14 protein-coding genes are annotated in these 15,208 nt (G+C 73.2%); 5 read left to right on the forward strand and 9 right to left on the reverse strand.

The genetic code is table 11. From position 1 onward, the window contains the following. Positions 1-262 precede the first annotated feature (262 nt). The gene (locus MKK53_RS16230; RefSeq protein WP_243929741.1) at positions 263-1,129 is read left to right on the forward strand and encodes an NAD(P)-dependent oxidoreductase; all 867 of its coding nucleotides are present in this window, start codon (positions 263-265) and stop codon (positions 1,127-1,129) included. A 19-nt stretch (positions 1,130-1,148) separates the two neighbouring features. On the opposite strand, the gene MKK53_RS16235 is transcribed toward MKK53_RS16230, so the two are convergent. From MKK53_RS16235 to MKK53_RS16245, 3 genes are all read right to left on the reverse strand, one after another. After that, positions 1,149-1,637, reverse strand: coding sequence for a hypothetical protein (locus MKK53_RS16235; RefSeq protein WP_243929742.1), 489 nt, complete (start codon positions 1,635-1,637; stop codon positions 1,149-1,151). 66 nt (positions 1,638-1,703) lie between these two features. Then, a complete protein-coding gene (locus MKK53_RS16240; RefSeq protein ID WP_243929944.1) occupies positions 1,704-2,492 on the reverse strand; it encodes a CDP-diacylglycerol diphosphatase in 789 nt (262 codons plus the stop codon). After that, a complete protein-coding gene (locus MKK53_RS16245; RefSeq protein ID WP_243929743.1) occupies positions 2,482-3,114 on the reverse strand; it encodes an urease accessory protein UreE in 633 nt (210 codons plus the stop codon). Before MKK53_RS16245 ends, MKK53_RS16240 begins: the two co-directional genes overlap by 11 nt. A gap of 195 nt (positions 3,115-3,309) precedes the next feature. Between MKK53_RS16245 and MKK53_RS16250 the strand changes: the two genes are divergently transcribed. From MKK53_RS16250 to MKK53_RS16260, 3 genes are all read left to right on the forward strand, one after another. Continuing rightward, positions 3,310-3,579 carry a hypothetical protein gene (locus MKK53_RS16250; protein ID WP_238251715.1) on the forward strand — a complete coding sequence of 90 codons (270 nt, stop codon included), beginning with the start codon at positions 3,310-3,312 and terminating at the stop codon, positions 3,577-3,579. Positions 3,580-3,682: 103 nt separating this feature from the next. Beyond that, positions 3,683-4,438: a TerB family tellurite resistance protein gene (locus MKK53_RS16255; RefSeq protein WP_243929744.1), complete on the forward strand. Its 756-nt coding sequence runs from the start codon at positions 3,683-3,685 to the stop codon at positions 4,436-4,438. Between the two features lie 153 nt (positions 4,439-4,591). Further along, the gene (locus MKK53_RS16260; RefSeq protein ID WP_243929745.1) at positions 4,592-5,368 is read left to right on the forward strand and encodes an N-acetylmuramoyl-L-alanine amidase; all 777 of its coding nucleotides are present in this window, start codon (positions 4,592-4,594) and stop codon (positions 5,366-5,368) included. A gap of 74 nt (positions 5,369-5,442) precedes the next feature. Here MKK53_RS16260 and MKK53_RS16265 read toward each other — a convergent pair whose 3' ends face one another. Then, positions 5,443-6,480 (reverse strand): TerC family protein, encoded by a 1,038-nt coding sequence (locus MKK53_RS16265; protein ID WP_243929746.1) that lies wholly within the window; start codon positions 6,478-6,480, stop codon positions 5,443-5,445. A 186-nt stretch (positions 6,481-6,666) separates the two neighbouring features. On the opposite strand from MKK53_RS16265, the gene MKK53_RS16270 reads away from it, so the two are divergent. Further along, positions 6,667-7,944, forward strand: a complete 1,278-nt coding sequence (locus tag MKK53_RS16270) for a TIGR03862 family flavoprotein (RefSeq protein WP_243929747.1) — start codon at positions 6,667-6,669, stop codon at positions 7,942-7,944. On the opposite strand, the gene MKK53_RS16275 is transcribed toward MKK53_RS16270, so the two are convergent. The 5 genes from MKK53_RS16275 to rpoN all read right to left on the reverse strand — a co-directional run bounded on the left by MKK53_RS16275 (position 7,875) and on the right by rpoN (position 14,912). Then, positions 7,875-8,723 carry a collagen-like protein gene (locus MKK53_RS16275; protein ID WP_243929748.1) on the reverse strand — a complete coding sequence of 283 codons (849 nt, stop codon included), beginning with the start codon at positions 8,721-8,723 and terminating at the stop codon, positions 7,875-7,877. The genes MKK53_RS16270 and MKK53_RS16275 overlap by 70 nt on opposite strands. A gap of 135 nt (positions 8,724-8,858) precedes the next feature. Next, positions 8,859-10,685 (reverse strand): glutamine--fructose-6-phosphate transaminase (isomerizing), encoded by a 1,827-nt coding sequence (glmS, locus tag MKK53_RS16280; protein WP_243929749.1) that lies wholly within the window; start codon positions 10,683-10,685, stop codon positions 8,859-8,861. Positions 10,686-10,901: 216 nt separating this feature from the next. Then, on the reverse strand, positions 10,902-11,717 hold the full coding sequence (locus MKK53_RS16285; protein ID WP_243929750.1) for an aldolase: 816 nt from the start codon (positions 11,715-11,717) through the stop codon (positions 10,902-10,904). A gap of 35 nt (positions 11,718-11,752) precedes the next feature. Further along, the gene (gene glmU / locus MKK53_RS16290) at positions 11,753-13,126 is read right to left on the reverse strand and encodes a bifunctional UDP-N-acetylglucosamine diphosphorylase/glucosamine-1-phosphate N-acetyltransferase GlmU (protein WP_243929751.1); all 1,374 of its coding nucleotides are present in this window, start codon (positions 13,124-13,126) and stop codon (positions 11,753-11,755) included. A 214-nt stretch (positions 13,127-13,340) separates the two neighbouring features. Beyond that, a complete protein-coding gene (rpoN, locus tag MKK53_RS16295; RefSeq protein ID WP_243929752.1) occupies positions 13,341-14,912 on the reverse strand; it encodes an RNA polymerase factor sigma-54 in 1,572 nt (523 codons plus the stop codon). Positions 14,913-15,208: the final 296 nt, after the last annotated feature.

Consider the following 15,208-nt stretch of genomic DNA (forward strand, 5'->3'; position numbering starts at 1 on the left):
CCCGGATGGCGCCGCTATGCTCGCAAGGACGCGGTCGGACCACGACGGGCGGTCCATTCCGCCGGGCCTTTTTCCCCCTCGACGCTCGGGATGCGGAGGGGGCACCCGGCGACGGGGGCGCGCAATTTCTCCCCCCCGGCGCCCTCCCCTCCCGTGTCGCTCCCCGCACCTTGCGCTATAGGTCGGGCGCCCGCCGCGGACCGGCGGCGAAAAATCGCGGGCCGCTTCGCGCAGGCCCCCGGCGTTCGGGTGGAGACGGATGATGGCCAAGGTCGCTTTTCTGGGACTCGGCGTGATGGGGGGCCCGATGGCCGGGCATCTCGCGAAGAAGGGCCACGACGTCACGGTCTACAACCGCACGGGCGCCAAGGCGGAGGCCTGGGTGAAGGCCCATGGCGGCGCCCACGCCTCGACCCCGCGCGAGGCGGTGCGCGGGGCGACGATCGTCTTCGCCTGCGTCGGCAACGACGACGACCTGCGCAGCGTGGTCCTCGGCGATGACGGCGCCCTCGCCGGCATGGAGTCCGGCGCGGTCTTCGTGGACCACACCACCGCCTCGGCCGAGGTCGCCCGGGAACTCGCCGCGGCGGCGGCGGAGAAGGGCTTCGGCTTCATCGACGCCCCCGTCTCCGGCGGGCAGGCGGGCGCCGAGAACGGCGTGCTGACGGTGATGTGCGGCGGCGAGGCCGGCACCTACGCGAAGGTCGAGGAGGCCATCAAGGCCTACGCCCGGGCCTGCCGGCTGATGGGCCCCGTCGGATCGGGCCAGCTCACCAAGATGGTCAACCAGATCTGCATCGCCGGGCTGGTGCAGGGCCTGTCGGAGGGCGTCCACTTCGCCAAGCGCGCGGGCCTCGACGTCGAGGCGGTGCTGGAGGTGATCTCGAAGGGCGCCGCCGGCTCCTGGCAGATGGAGAACCGCGGCAAGACCATGAACGAGGGCAAGTTCGATTTCGGCTTCGCGGTCGATTGGATGCGCAAGGACCTCGGCATCCTCCTCGACGAGGCCCGGCGCAACGGGGCGAAGCTCCCCGTCTCGGCCCTGGTCGATCAGTTCTATGCCGAGGTGCAGGCCATGGGCGGCCGCCGCTGGGACACGTCGAGCCTCGTCGCCCGCCTGGAACGCTGACGGGCGTCCCGGCCCGGGCTCAGCTGTCGCTGCCGAGCCCGAGGCCGCGGATGATGTCGCCGATCGGGTCGATCTTGCCCGCCTGGGGCTTCGGGGCCGGAACGGCCTCGGCCGCGGGCGGGGCCGTGTGGTCGAGGGCGGCCTGACGGACGGGGGCCGGCCGCTGCGCGAGCTTGCGGCGGTGGGTACCCGCCTTCCGGCTAGGCTCGGGGGCGGCCTCCGCCGTCCGTGCGGGGGCCGGTGCCTCGGCGCGGGCCGACGTCCAGGCCACGGGCACGGACTCGGGCATGGTCTCCGCCCGCGCCGCGACGGCCAGGCGGGCCTCCGGGCCGAGCGTCGACATGGCCGGCGGGTTGATCCAGCTCACGGCCTTGGGGGCCACCGCCGCGACGGGACGCGAAGGGTATGTCGTGCGCTCGTAGTTGCCCGGATGCAGGACATGCGCTGCGGCGATGAGGCCGAAAGCTGCAATCGCTGCCGTGGCGATGGTGGACTTGAAGTGTTCCATGGCAGCAGAACGTGCCGCCAAGCTCACGGTTCCGCTTCGCTTGCATCGTGGCGGCGGATGTGCTGGCTAACCCGAGGCCCGCGGGGGCCGGGGGCCGGCGATGGCACAGCCGTGGTCCATGACGTCTTCGGCGCTGGCGCCGGGGGCGCGGTAGGCCAACAGGATGTATCCGGGCTCCGGGTCGTCTGGCCGTGTCGCCACGGCGGCGAAGCTGGTGCGGCTGAGGTCCCGGCGGCCGGGCAGTGCCGTGAGGGCCGCGAAGGGGTTGAAGGCGTCCGCCTCGGTGGCGCGCACCCGCATCGCCTGGAACCTGTCCCCCGCCAGGGGCACCGGGAACGGCGCCCATTGCCGCCGCACCTGCCTTCCATGCCGGTCCAGGGCCTCGACCACCCTGGGCCGCAGGCAATCGAGGTGGATGTGCAGCTGGTCCTGGCTGCGGCCGCGGGCGGAGTTCACCGCCAGGGCGACCTCGCCCTCCGGCACCCGGTCCTGCAGGGCATCCGACACGAAATGCCGGGCCGCCAGCGCCGCCCGCCAATAGGCCGTGCCGCGGGGGCCGCGCAGGGGCGAGGATTCGAGGCCGGAGACCGTCTCGGTGGGCATGACGACGATGTGCGTCGGCTCGCCGGGGGCGCGCATCACCGCCGTCCCCGGACGCGCGCCCTCGCCGAGATCGACGGCGAGGCAGGGGAAGGTGCGGTCGGCGACCCTCTTCGCCAGGACACAGGTCTTCAGCGCGACCCAGAGGACGTCGCGGGTCGGATCCGGCCCCGCCGCCGCGGGAAAGGCCAGGACGAGGCCGATCAGTCCCGCGGAGAGCGCAGCCCTGCGCGAGGTCCGCGGCTCAGTGCTCATGCCCGTGGTGGGAATGGCCGTGGCTGTGTCCGTGCGCGTGGTCATGGTGATCGTGATCGTGGCCGTGCTCGTGGGAATGGCCGTGCTCGTGCGCATGATGGTCGTGCGCATGATGGTCGTGCGCGGGCTCGTGCCCGTGCTCGTGTCCGGGGCCATGATCGTGGTCATGGTGGTCGTGGCCGCAGGTGGAGTGGTCGTGGGCGGCCTTCTCGGGGCGGAAGGCGCGGGCGACCGGGGTGGCGAGGCAGCCCTGGCCGCGCACCAGCTCGGCATTGGCGGGGGAGGCGGGGATGTGGAGCACGTCGGCGCCGATCTCGGCCTCGACATGGTTGCCGCCGAGCTGCCACGCGAGGCGCATCAGCCGGGCGGGGTTCTCGGCCCGCACCTCCAGGAGATCCTCGGCGCTCGCCTTCACGGCGATGAGCCGGCCGTCCTCCAGGCGCAGGGCGTCGCCGTCCTCCAGCGTGCCGGCCTTCGGCAGGGCCACCGCGAAGGCGAGGCCGCCCAGGGCCGTGAGGGATTCCGGCGGCGAGGCCCGGCCGCCGTGGTCGAGTTCGACCGTATCGGCGACGCGGTCGGCGCGCACGGCCGGGCGGCGGACGATGGTGGTGGCTTTCAGCATGGACGCCTCGGATTCCGGGGGCGGCACGCGCCGTGTCGCCTCAGGGGGGTGGCATAGGGCCGGAGGATGACGGGACGCAACTGCCTCACGCCGCGCCGGAACCTTAGCCATTCAGGCGGCGTTGCTCTCCTGCTAAGCTCGATCCGCACCCAAAACGGCATAAGCCACACGGATGCACAAGGGAGTTGTAGAGAGATGAAGAAGACCATCGCGGCAGCCCTCGCCGGCCTCGCGGCGCTGTCGCTCGGCGCCTGCAACACCCCCGAGGACCGGGCCCTCGGCGGCGCCGGCCTCGGCGCCCTGGCGGGTGCGGCCATCGGCGGTGCCGCCACCGGCCGGGCCGGCGGCGCCCTCGCGGGTGCGGCCATCGGCGGTGCCGGCGGTGCCATCGTCGGCGCCTCGACCGCGCCGCGCTGCCCCTACGGCACCTACCGCGACCCCTACGGCAACGTGTACTGCCGCTAAGATCCGGCGGGCCGGGAGGCGATCCCGGCCCTTCCACCCCGGCCGCAGCCGGTCTATCCGGTGGCGGCCGGAGCGTCCCGGCGGATGACCGCACAGCCGCCCGATGAATCAGGATATCCGGACGCACTCGCCCCGCGCCTCCGGGATCTGGGGCAAGCTCGGCGGCGCCGGCATCGGGCTCGCGGTCGGCGGCCCCCTCGGCGCCCTGATCGGCGGCGTGGCCGGCCACTTCCTGGTGGATCGCAAGGGCGCCCCGTTCGGCCCCACCCCCCGCGACGTGATCTTCACCACCGGCCTCGTCGCACTCGCGGCGAAGATGGCCAAGTCCGACGGCGTGGTGCTGCCCTCGGAGGTCGAGGCCTTCGCCCGGGTGGTGCATGTCGAGCCCGCGGCGCAGGCGGGCGTGACCCGCCTGTTCGACCTCGCCAAGCGCACCACCGACGGCTACGAGGCCTACGCCCACCAGCTCGCCACCACCTTCGGCGACGAGCCGGCGCTCCTGGAGGACGTGCTCGACGGCCTGTTCCAGATCGCCGGGGCCGATGGGGCGATCCACGAGGCGGAGGAGCGCTACCTGCGCGCGGTCTCAGCGATCTTCGGCTTCGACGAGGCGGCGTTCCGGCGCATCGCGGCCCGGCACGTCCGGTTGAAGGACGACCCGTACGAAGTGCTCGGCCTCGACCGCACGGCCGACGACGCGGCGGTGAAGGCCCGCCACCGCGGCCTCGCTTTGGAACACCATCCCGACCGGGCGCTCGCCCGCGGCCTGCCCCCCGAGGCGGTGGCCATCGCGAGCAAGCGCCTCGCGGCGATCAACGCCGCCTACGACCTCATCGCGGCGGAGCGGGGGTTGCGGTGAGGCGCCGCCGGCCCCGGATGCGGCCGGCCGGGCTTTCGCCGGTTCGGCCGTAGGGCACCCGCGCGGCGCGCGCATCCCGTGGGGCGAGGCGCGCCGGCCGGTCCCGGCGGGGGGCGAACATGATATGGGGCATCGCCCCCTCGAGACGCGCCGATGCCCCTCACCCCCGACACCCCCCTCGCCCGCAAGGTGGCCCCCTCCCCGAACCAGGGGGAGCGGCGGGGCCTGCGGCCGGACATGCTGATCCTCCACTACACCGGGATGGAGAGCGGGGCGGCGGCGCTGGCGCGGCTGCGCGATCCCCTGAGCGAGGTCTCGGCCCATTACGTCGTGTTCGAGGATGGCGGCACCCTCCAGCTCGTGCCGGAGAGCGCGCGGGCCTGGCACGCGGGGGCCGGGGCCTGGAAGGGGGCCACCGACATCAACTCGCGCTCCATCGGCATCGAGATCGTCCATCCCGGCCATGCGGGGGGCCTGCCGCCCTATCCCGAGGCGCAGGTCGCGGCGGTGACCGCCCTCGGGCGGGACATCGCCGGGCGCTGGGGCATCCCGCCGGAGCGGGTGCTCGCCCATTCGGACATCGCGCCCGAGCGCAAGGAGGACCCCGGCGAGACGTTTCCCTGGCTGCGGCTGGCGGCGGCGGGCCTCGGCCATTGCGTGCCGCCCGCCCCCCTGCGCGACGGACGCTTCTTCGCCCAGGGCGATTCCGGCCCGCCGGTGGAGGCGCTCCAGGCGATGTTCGCCCTCTACGGCTACGCCGTGCCGGTGACCGGGACCTTCGACCCCCGCACGGCGGCGGTGGTCACCGCCTTCCAGCGCCATTTCCGGCAGGCGCGGGTCGATGGGGTCGCCGACAGCTCCACCATCACCACCCTGCGCGACCTGCTGGCCGCCCTGCCTCCGGCGACGGACCCCTCGTCGCGGGGGTAGCCGAGCGGCCCAGGGCCGGCGCGACCCGCGCATCCCCGGATCGTCCCGGTGCGGTCACGGCGCCGGCAAAGCCCCTAGGCCCGGTGCGCCCGGGCCTCCCGCTCGGGCCGGGCCGGCGTCTGCGGGAGCGCGGCGGCCGCCTCGCCGCGGGTGCGCCACAGGCTGTAGGCGACGCCCCCCGCGAGCAGGACGAGGGTGACGATCAGCGAGACCCACGGTGGCACGTCGAGCAGCCCGAACGTGTCCGCCAGCACGATCTTCGTGCCGATGAAGATCAGGATGAAGGCGAGCGCCGTCTTCAGGTAGGCGAACCGGTCCACCATCGCGGCGAGGGCGAAGTACAGGGCGCGCAAACCGAGGATCGCGAAGATGTTCGAGGTGTAGACCACGAACGTGTCCGTGGTGATCGCGAAGATCGCCGGCACGCTGTCTACGGCGAAGATCACGTCGGCGCCGTTCACCAGCACCAGGGCGAGCGCCAGGGGCGTGAACCAAAGGGCCTTGCGGCCGGTCTTGGGATCGGCCTTGCGGACCGCGAACTTCTGCCCGTGCAGCTCCGGTGTGACGCGGAAGGTGCGCTTGAACCACCGCACCGTGGCGCTGTTGCCGAAGTCGCCCGCTTCCTCCTCTCCGGAGAACAGGATCTTCAGGCCCGCATAGATCAGGAAGGCCGCGAACACCGAGAGGATCCAGTGCACCTGATGCACCAGGGCCGCGCCGAGGCCGATCATCAGGCCACGCAGCAGCACCGCCGCCAGGATGCCCCAGAGCAGCACCCTGTGCTGGGCGGTGCGGGGCACCCCGAGCCCGGTCAGGATCATGGCGATGACGAAGACGTTGTCCATGGACAGCGACTTCTCCACCACGAGGCCGGTGACGTATTCCTCGGCCGAGGACCAGCCGAGCTGCCACCACACGAAGCCGCCGAAGGCGATGCCCAGGGTGAAGTAGAAGGCGGTGAGAGCGAGGCTCTCGCGCACGCCGATCTCGTGGTCCTTGTCCCGGTGCAGGAGCCCGAGATCGAAGGCGAGCAGAGCGGCGATGAGGACGTGGAAGCCGAGCCACATCCACAGCGGCTTGCCGAGCCATTCGACATACAGAAAATCGACCATAGGCGGGACCTGATGTTCCTTCCGGGAGGAAAGCATCGACTCCGACATCACGAACGCTTCAAGGAGCGTCCGCCAGAGGGGCCCGCAGTCGATGGCGGCGACGTAAGACCCCGAAGCGGGCGAATCAAGGGCGAGGCGCCGGCCCCTCGGCTTGACATGCCCCCCGGCGGCGGGCCTCTCGGCGCCATGGTGAAGGAGATCCCCATCGCGGTGGTCGGCGGCGGCCCGGCGGGGCTGGCGGCGGCCGAGATCCTCGCGGGCTCGGGCCGCGCGGTCACGGTCTACGACCGGATGCCCTCCCTCGGCCGCAAGCTTCTGATGGCCGGACGGGGGGGCCTGAACCTCACCCACAGCGAGCCGCTCTCCGCCTTCCTGGCCCGCTACCATCCGGAGGGGAGCCTCGCCGCCGCCGTCGCGGCGTTCCCCCCCGCCGCCCTGCGGGCGTGGTGCGCCGACCTGGGCGAGGCGACCTTCGTCGGATCGAGCGGGCGGGTGTTTCCGGAGAGCTTCAAGGCCTCGCCGCTGCTACGGGCGTGGCTCGCCCGCCTCGACCGGCTCGGCGTCGCGATCCGCACGCGCCACCGCCTCACCGGCCTCGGTGCGGAGGGACTGACCTTCGACACGCCCGACGGCCCCCTGGCGGTGCGGCCCGGGGCCACGCTCCTGGCCCTGGGCGGGGCGAGCTGGCCGCGTCTCGGGTCGGACGGGGCCTGGGTGCCCCTCCTCGAAGGGCTCGGCGCGGCGGTCTCGCCCCTGCGCCCGGCCAATGCCGGCTTCACGGTGGCGTGGTCGGCGCCGTTCCGGGAGCGCCATGCCGGGACGCCGCTCAAGCGCATCGCCCTCACCTTCGCCGGGCAGACCGTGCGCGGCGAGGCCGTCGTCACCCGGGCGGGGCTGGAGGGCGGGGCCGTCTACGCCCTGTCACGGACCCTGCGCGACGCGGTGGCGGCGCGGGGCGCGGCGCGGCTCGTCCTCGACCTGCGCCCGGACCTCGCGGAGGAGGCGCTGGCGGCCCGGCTCGGTGGCGGCCGGAAGGGCGATACCCTCTCGGCGCGGCTGCGGAAGTCCGCCGGATTGTCGCCGGTGGCGATCGGCCTGCTGCGGGAATCCGCGGGCCCCGCCCTGCCCTCGGAGCCCGCCGCCCTCGCCCGCCTGATCAAGGCGACGGCCCTCGACCTCACCGGCACGATGGGCCTCGACCGGGCGATCTCCACCGCCGGGGGCGTCGCCCTGGCGGCCCTCGACGGCAACGCCATGCTGCGCGCCCGGCCCGGCCTGTTCCTGGCCGGCGAGATGCTGGACTGGGAGGCGCCGACCGGCGGCTACCTCCTCCAGGGGTCCATCGCGGGCGGCCGGGCCGCCGCGGAGGGCCTGCTGCGCTGGCTGGGGTCGGATCAGGGCTTCGTGCAGAACCCGACGATGCCCGTCGCCTCCGGCGGGCAGGACGCGCCCTCGGCCTCGTAGGCCGGCGCCCCCGTCCCGAGGCAGCGGGCCGCCACCATCGCCTCCTCGCCCTCGCAGGTGATGGTGCAGCCCCCCGTGCAGCCGGTCTTGCGCAGGGTGCGCAGGCCCGGGGACGTGGCGCCCGGCTGGCCGGCGGCGCCCGCCCCACCGGTCTCGCCCCGGAGGCCGGCGGCCCCCGAAGGACCGGCCGGTCCGGCGGGGCCGGTTTCCCCCCGCGGGCCGGGGAGGCCGGGCACGCCCGCCTCGCCCTTCGCCCCTGCGGATCCCTGCTCGCCGCGGGGGCCCGCCTCGCCGCGCGGCCCCGGTTCGCCCGGCGCGCCCGCCTCGCCGCGGGGGCCGGTCTCGCCGGTCGCGCCCTTCTCGCCCGCGGGGCCGGGCACGCCCTGGGGCCCGGCGGGTCCGGGGGCGCCCTCGGGGGCGCAGTTGGCGATGGCCGCCTCGCGCTCGTCCTCGCCGTTCTTGAGCGTCACGATGCAGGTCGCGGAGCGGTAGGGCAGCTTGAACAGGAACCGGCCGCGGCTGTCGGCCTGCACCGAGACGTCGCCGTCCATCTCCACGATGGTGCCGGGCTTGCGCACCGAGCCCGACAGGCGCAGGTCGCCCGCCTCGATCCTCGCATCGTAGACGGTGATCGGCTGGGCGGGGTTCTGCGGGCGGCGGTGGGGCCGGCGCGCCGCGCGGGGCGCGGGCGACGCCAAGCCGGGATCCGGGGGCGACGGTTGCGCCACGGCCGGCGCCGCGAGGCCAATCAGCAGAGGCAGGACGAGGGCTGCGCGCATGCTCCACCCGGATTTCCACCGCCCCTGTCGGGCGGCGGCGGACATTGGCGTCGGCTCCGGGGGAAGGTCAATTGCAAAGTCCGTAGTCCGACACGCCCTGGTAGAAGCACCGCGGCAGCCGGGAGCGGCCCCGCCTCACTCCACCGTGACGGATTTGGCGAGATTCCTCGGCTGATCGACGTCTTTCCCCATCACCACGGCGACGTGGTAGGCGAGGAGCTGGATCGGCACCGCGTAGACGATGGGGGCGACCACCGGGTCGAGGGCCGGCATGGTGAAGGTCGCCAGGGTGTCGAGCCCGTGCTCGGCCGCCCCCGCGGCGTCGCCGATCAGCACGATGCGCCCGCCCCGTGCCGCGACCTCCTGCATGTTGGAGACGGTCTTCTCGAACACCGCGTCGTGCGGGGCGATGACGATGACCGGCACGGTCTCGTCGATGAGGGCGATCGGCCCGTGCTTCAGCTCGCCGGCCGCGTAGCCCTCGGCGTGGATGTAGCTGATTTCCTTGAGCTTCAGGGCGCCTTCCAGGGCCATGGGGTAGCTGGTGCCGCGGCCGAGGTAGAGCACGTCCCGCGCCTTGGCGACCTCGCGGGCCAGCCCCTCGATGTCCGGCTCCTGCGCCAGGGCCTCGGCCATCAGGCCCGGCGCCTTGATGAGCCCGTCGATCAGCCGCCGCTCGCCCGCCGCATCGAGGGTGCCCCGCGCCCGGCCCGCCGCGATGGCGAGGCAGAGCAGCACCGTGAGCTGGCACGAGAACGCCTTGGTGGAGGCCACGCCGATCTCCGGCCCGGCGAGCGTCGGCATCACCACGGAGGATTCCCGGGCGATGGTGGAGGTCGGCACGTTGACGACGCTCAGCGTGTGCTGCCCTTGCGACTTGGCGTAGCGCAGGGAGGCCAGGGTGTCGGCGGTCTCGCCCGATTGCGAGATGACCAGCGTCAGCCCGTCGCGCTCCAGGGGCGCCTCCCGGTAGCGGGCCTCGGAGGCGACATCGATCTCCACCGGCAGGCGGGCGATCTGCTCGAACCAGTAGCGGGCGACGAGGCCGGCGTAGAACGCCGTGCCGCAGGCGGTGATGTAGACCCGGCTGAGCTTGGCGAAATCGAAGGGCAGCGCCTCCGGCAGCATCACCCGGCCCTCGGCCATGTCGACGTAGTGGGCGAGCGTGCGGCCGACCACCTCCGGCTGCTCGTGGATCTCCTTGGCCATGAAGTGGCGGTACTCGCCCTTGTCGACCCGGAACGCCTGGGTGGCGATGGTCTGGCGCGGGCGCTGCACCACGGCCCCCGAGGCGTCGCGGAACTCGACGCCCTCGCGGGTGAGGATCGCCCAGTCGCCCTCATCGAGATAGGCGATGGCGTCGGTGAAGGGGGCGAGCGCCAGGGCGTCCGAGCCGAGATAGGTGGCGCCGTGGCCGTAGCCCACCGCCAGCGGCGCGCCGTGCCGGGCGCCGATCAGCAGGTTCTCCTCCCCCGCGAAGATGAAGCCCAGGGCGAAGGCGCCCCGCAGCCGCGGCAGGGCGGCGGCCACGGCCTCGACCGGGCCCATCCCGCCGTCCATCAGGCTGCTGACGAGCTGGACGACGACCTCGGTGTCGGTCTCGCTTTCGAAGCGGACGCCCTGGCCTTCGAGGTCCCGCTTCAATTCGCGGAAGTTCTCGATGATGCCGTTATGGACGACGGCGAGCCGGGCCGTGGCGTGGGGATGGGCGTTAGCCTCGGTGGGGCGCCCGTGGGTGGCCCAGCGGGTATGGCCGATGCCGATGGTGCCGGTCAGCGGCTGTTCGGCGAGCTTGGCCTCGAGGTTGACGAGCTTGCCCGAGGCGCGGCGGCGCTGGAGGCTGCCGTGCTCAAGGGTGGCGATGCCGGCGGAATCGTAGCCCCGGTATTCGAGGCGTCGCAGCGCCTCGACCACCTGTCCCGCCACCGCGTCGCGCCCGACGATGCCGACGATGCCGCACATGATCCGTCTTCCATTCGAAAGGTCCGCCCGGCCGGGACCAGGCCCTTATATGCGGTCGAAGTTACCGCATCGCACCAGGCGGTCACAGCCCCGGCCGCTCGGCACACCTCGTCATTGCGGGCGGAGCGAAGCAATGACGGCGAGGTATGAGGCGCCGTCGCAACCGTCGCGGTCGAGCTCTGAGGTCCGGGATGGGATGAACGCGACGCGGTGAAGCTACACCGCGAAGTCTTCCCCATCCCGCGTCAGCACCCGCTTGATGCTCGCGAGGTGCAGCCGGGCGCTCTCCGGGTCGCCCTCGCGCATCTGGGCGGCGGCGGCCTTGGCGATGGCGGGGGCCACCGGCAGGAGCTTGCGGCCCGTGGAGAGGGCCTTCACCTGCACCTCGGCGGCGCGCTCCAGATAATACAGGTCGTCCCAGGCCTCGGCGATGGTCGGGCCGGTGACCATCACCCCGTGGTTGCGCAGGAACACGATGTCGGCGTCACCGAGGGTCGCGGCGATGCGGTCGCCCTCGGCCTCGTCCAGGGCGAGGCCGTTATAGGCGTCGTCCACCGCCGTGCGGCCGTAGAACTTCAGCGAGGTCTGGCCGGCATAGGCCAGGGGCTCGCCCTCGGTCATGCTCAGCGCCGTGGCGTAGGGCATGTGCGTGTGGAAGGCCGCCCGCGCCCGGGGCAGATGCCTGTGCAGGCGGGCGTGGATGAAGAACGCCGTCGCCTCCGGCTGGCCGTCCCCCTCCACCACCCGGCCGTGGAAGTCGCAGACCAACAGGCTCGACGCCGTGACCTCGCAGAAGGCGAGCCCGTAGGGGTTCACGAGGAACAGGTCGTCCCGGCCCGGCACCAGGGCCGAGAAATGGTTGCAGATCCCCTCTTCCAGCCCGAGCCGGGCCGCCATGCGGAAGCAGGCGGCGAGGTCGACGCGCGCCTGCCACAGGGCCTCGCGGTCGATGGCACCGGCCTCCGCCTTGCCACCCTCCGCCTTGCCCCCCTCCGACTTGCCGCCCTCCAGGACGCGGAATTCATGAGCCATCTCGATGCCCCCCCTTCATGTCCCCGACGGATCCGTCACTGGCCCCGGCGACGTTCCTTCAGCGCGAGCAGCTGCGCCCGCATCCGCACCGCCCAGCCGGCCTTCATCACCTGACGGCCCCGGGCGACGGCGAGGGCGCCCTCCGGCACGTCGTGCGTGATCACCGAACCCGCGCCGATGATCGCCTGGGCGCCCACCGTCACCGGGGCCACGAGGGCCGAGTTCGAGCCGATGAAGGCCCCCGCGCCGATGGTGGTGCGGTGCTTGAACACCCCATCGTAATTGCAGGTGATGGTGCCGGCGCCGACATTGGCCTTCGCCCCCACCTCGGCATCGCCGAGATAGGTGAGGTGGGCGGCCTTGGCGCCGGGGCCCATCCGGGTGTTCTTGAGTTCCACGAAGTTGCCGATCTCGGCGCCGGGCTCCAGCACCGCGCCGCCGCGCATCCGCACGAACGGGCCGACCTTCACCGTCTCGCCGAGCCGCACGTCGGCGAGGTGGGAGAAGGCGCGCACGGTGCAGCCGTCGGCGACGACGACGCCGGGGCCGAAGACCACGTGCGGCTCCACGATCACGTCGCGGCCGAGCACCGTGTCGTGGCTGAGGAATACCGTCTCGGGGGCCGCGAGGGTGGCGCCGCCGAGCAGCGCCGCCCGGCGCAGGCGGCCCTGGACCACCGCCTCGGCGGCGGCGAGCTGCACCCGGTCGTTGACGCCCTGGGCCTCGGCCTCGTCCACCGGGACCACGGCGACGGAGAGCCCGTCCGCCACCGCCAGCGCCACCGCGTCGGGCAGGTAGTATTCGCCCGCGGCGTTGTCGTTGCCGATCCGCTCCAGCAGGGCGAGGGCGTGGGCGCCGGAGAGGGCCATCAGCCCGGCGTTGCACAGGCGGACCTGTCGCTCGTCCGGGCTCGCATCCTTCTCCTCGCGGATCGCCGACACCCGGTCGCCCTGGGTGAGGACCCGTCCGTAGCCGGTGGGGTTCGCGGTCTCGAAGGCCAGCACGGCGACGCCCGCCCCGGCGGCGAGGGGCGCGCGCAGGCGGGTGAAGGTCTCGGGGGTGACGAGGGGCGTGTCCCCGAAGGCGACGATCACGTCGTCCCCGCACGCCACGAGCAGGGAACGGGCGGCGAGGACGGCGTGGGCAGTGCCGAGGCGCTCGGCCTGGGCGAAGATTCCGGCACCGGGGGCCTGCCGCTCGATCTCCGCGGCGACGTCCGCCCGGCCGGGCTCGGCGACGACACCGACCCGCGTCGCGCCGGCCGCCTGCACGGCGGCGAGGACATGGCCGAGCATGGTCCGCCCGGCGACCTTGTGGAGCACCTTCGGCAGGTCGGAGCGCATCCGCGTGCCCTTGCCGGCGGCGAGGACGATGGCAGTCAGGCTGCGCGGCGAAGGGGAGGAGGTCATCGCGTGGTCCGGTCTGGGTCGCGGGCGTGATTGGGCCGAACGCGGCGTTCACGCAAGCACCGGGATGGGCGGAGGGCGATACGATTCCCTTCCGCCCGCCGGCATGGACCAGCGCCCGCCCGTCCCCGCGGGGGCGGCGACACAGCCCGGGGCCGCCACCCACCCCGCAATCGTCCCGCATCCCCGAATCGCACGGCGGGGCTGGACCGAACGCTCAGCCCAGGGCCAGGGCACCGTGCTGGACCGCCTGGGCGGAACGCTCCCGGCGCCGCTCGATGGAGCTGGGGATCCGCAGGGATTCCCGGTACTTGGCGACCGTCCGGCGGGCGATGTCGACGCCCTCGTCCCGCAGCTTCTGCACCAGGGCGTCGTCCGAAAGGACGTTGTCGGAGGTCTCGACGTCCACGAGCTGCTTGATCCGGTGGCGCACCGCCTCGGAGGAATGGGCTGCCGCCCCCGCCGCCCCGGGAATCGCCGCCGTGAAGAAGTACTTCATCTCCAGGGTGCCCCGGCTGGTGCCGATGGCCTTGTTGGAGGTCACGCGGGAGACGGTCGATTCGTGCATGCCGATGGCCTCGGCCACCGTCTTCAGGTTGAGGGGCCGCAGGTGGGCGACGCCGTGGGCGAAGAACCCGTCCTGCTGGCGGACGATCTCGGTGGCGACCTTCAGGATGGTCCGCGCCCGCTGCTCCAGGCTGCGGGTCAGCCAGTTGGCGTTCTGCAGGGCCTCGGAGAGGAACGCCTTGTCGCCCTCGGCGCGGGCGGTGCGGGAGACGCGGGCGTAGTAGCTCTGGTTCACGAGCACCCGCGGCAGGGCCTCGCCATTGAGCTCCACCAGCCACGACCCGTCCGGCGCGGCGCGGACGAACACGTCCGGCACCAGCACCTCGACGGCGCTCGACCCGAAGGCGCGGCCGGGCTTGGGGTCGAGCCGCCGGATCTCGGCCAGCATGTCCACGAGGTCCTCGTCGTTGACGCCGCAGAGCCGGCGCAGGCCCGCGAAGTCGCGCTTGGCCACGAGGTCGAGGCGGGAGACCAGGGCCTCCATCGCCGGGTCGAACCGGTCCTGCTCCCGCAGCTGGATGGCGAGGCATTCCGCGAGGTCCCGGGCGGCCACGCCGGCCGGGTCGAAACTCTGCACGAGGCCCAGCACCCGGGCCACGGTGGCGGGCGGCGCCGCCAGCCTGTCGGCCACGGCCTCCACCGTCTCCCGCAGGTAGCCCGCCTCGTCCACCGCATCGATCAGGAAACCGCCGATCAGCCGCTCGACGGGGTCGCGGGTGGCGAGGTCGAGCTGCGCCACGAGGTGCTCGCGCAGGCTCACCTCGGCGGTCAGCGTCGCCTCGAAGTCGGGGGCCTCGCTGTCGAAGCTGCCGCCCGTGTTGCCGTAGGGCGCGGGCGTGAGGCTCAGCGTGTCCCCCGCCTCCGCTTCACGGATGCGGGTGGGGGTCTCGTCCTGGAAGACGTTGTCGAGGCGGGCGTCGATGTCGCCGTCGATCTCGCCGCGGCCGGGATGCAGCTCCTCCGGCGACCACGAATCGGCGTCGGCGGCCTCGAACCCGTCACCGCCGGGGCCGTCCTCGGCGGCGGGTGCCTCCGGGCCGTCCTGCGCGCCGGGCGCCTCGGGCTCCGCCCGCTCCAGGAGGGGGTTCCGCTCCAGCTCCGTCTCGACGTAGGCGGCGAGATCGAGGTGCGACAGCTGAAGGAGCTTGATCGCTTGCAGGAGCTGAGGCGTCATGACCAGGGCTTGGCCCTGACGCACCTCCAGCCTTTGCAGCAGACTCATACCAAGCCCCGATCAATCCATGGTCCGGCACCGCCAGGGCAGGAGGCCCCGGCACGATTCTTGCTTGTTGGTTTTGCCCATTCTTTAACCCGGATGCCGCGGCGCGTCAAAGCCCGGCATCGACCGGTCCCGTGTGCAGCGGCAGCGGGGCGAATGGCGCCAGTGTCGGGGCTCGTCCTTAACGAAGGTTTGCGCGCGGGGCGGGGGGCCTGGAACCGGGCGGCGCGCCGTCAAGGGTCTCGCCTTGTTGCCACACGGCTTCCGGTGTAAGAGGACGCCAATCCCAAGAGAATTCG

This window comes from Methylobacterium sp. J-076 (assembly GCF_022829405.1).
In the GTDB taxonomy this organism is placed as follows: domain Bacteria; phylum Pseudomonadota; class Alphaproteobacteria; order Rhizobiales; family Beijerinckiaceae; genus Methylobacterium.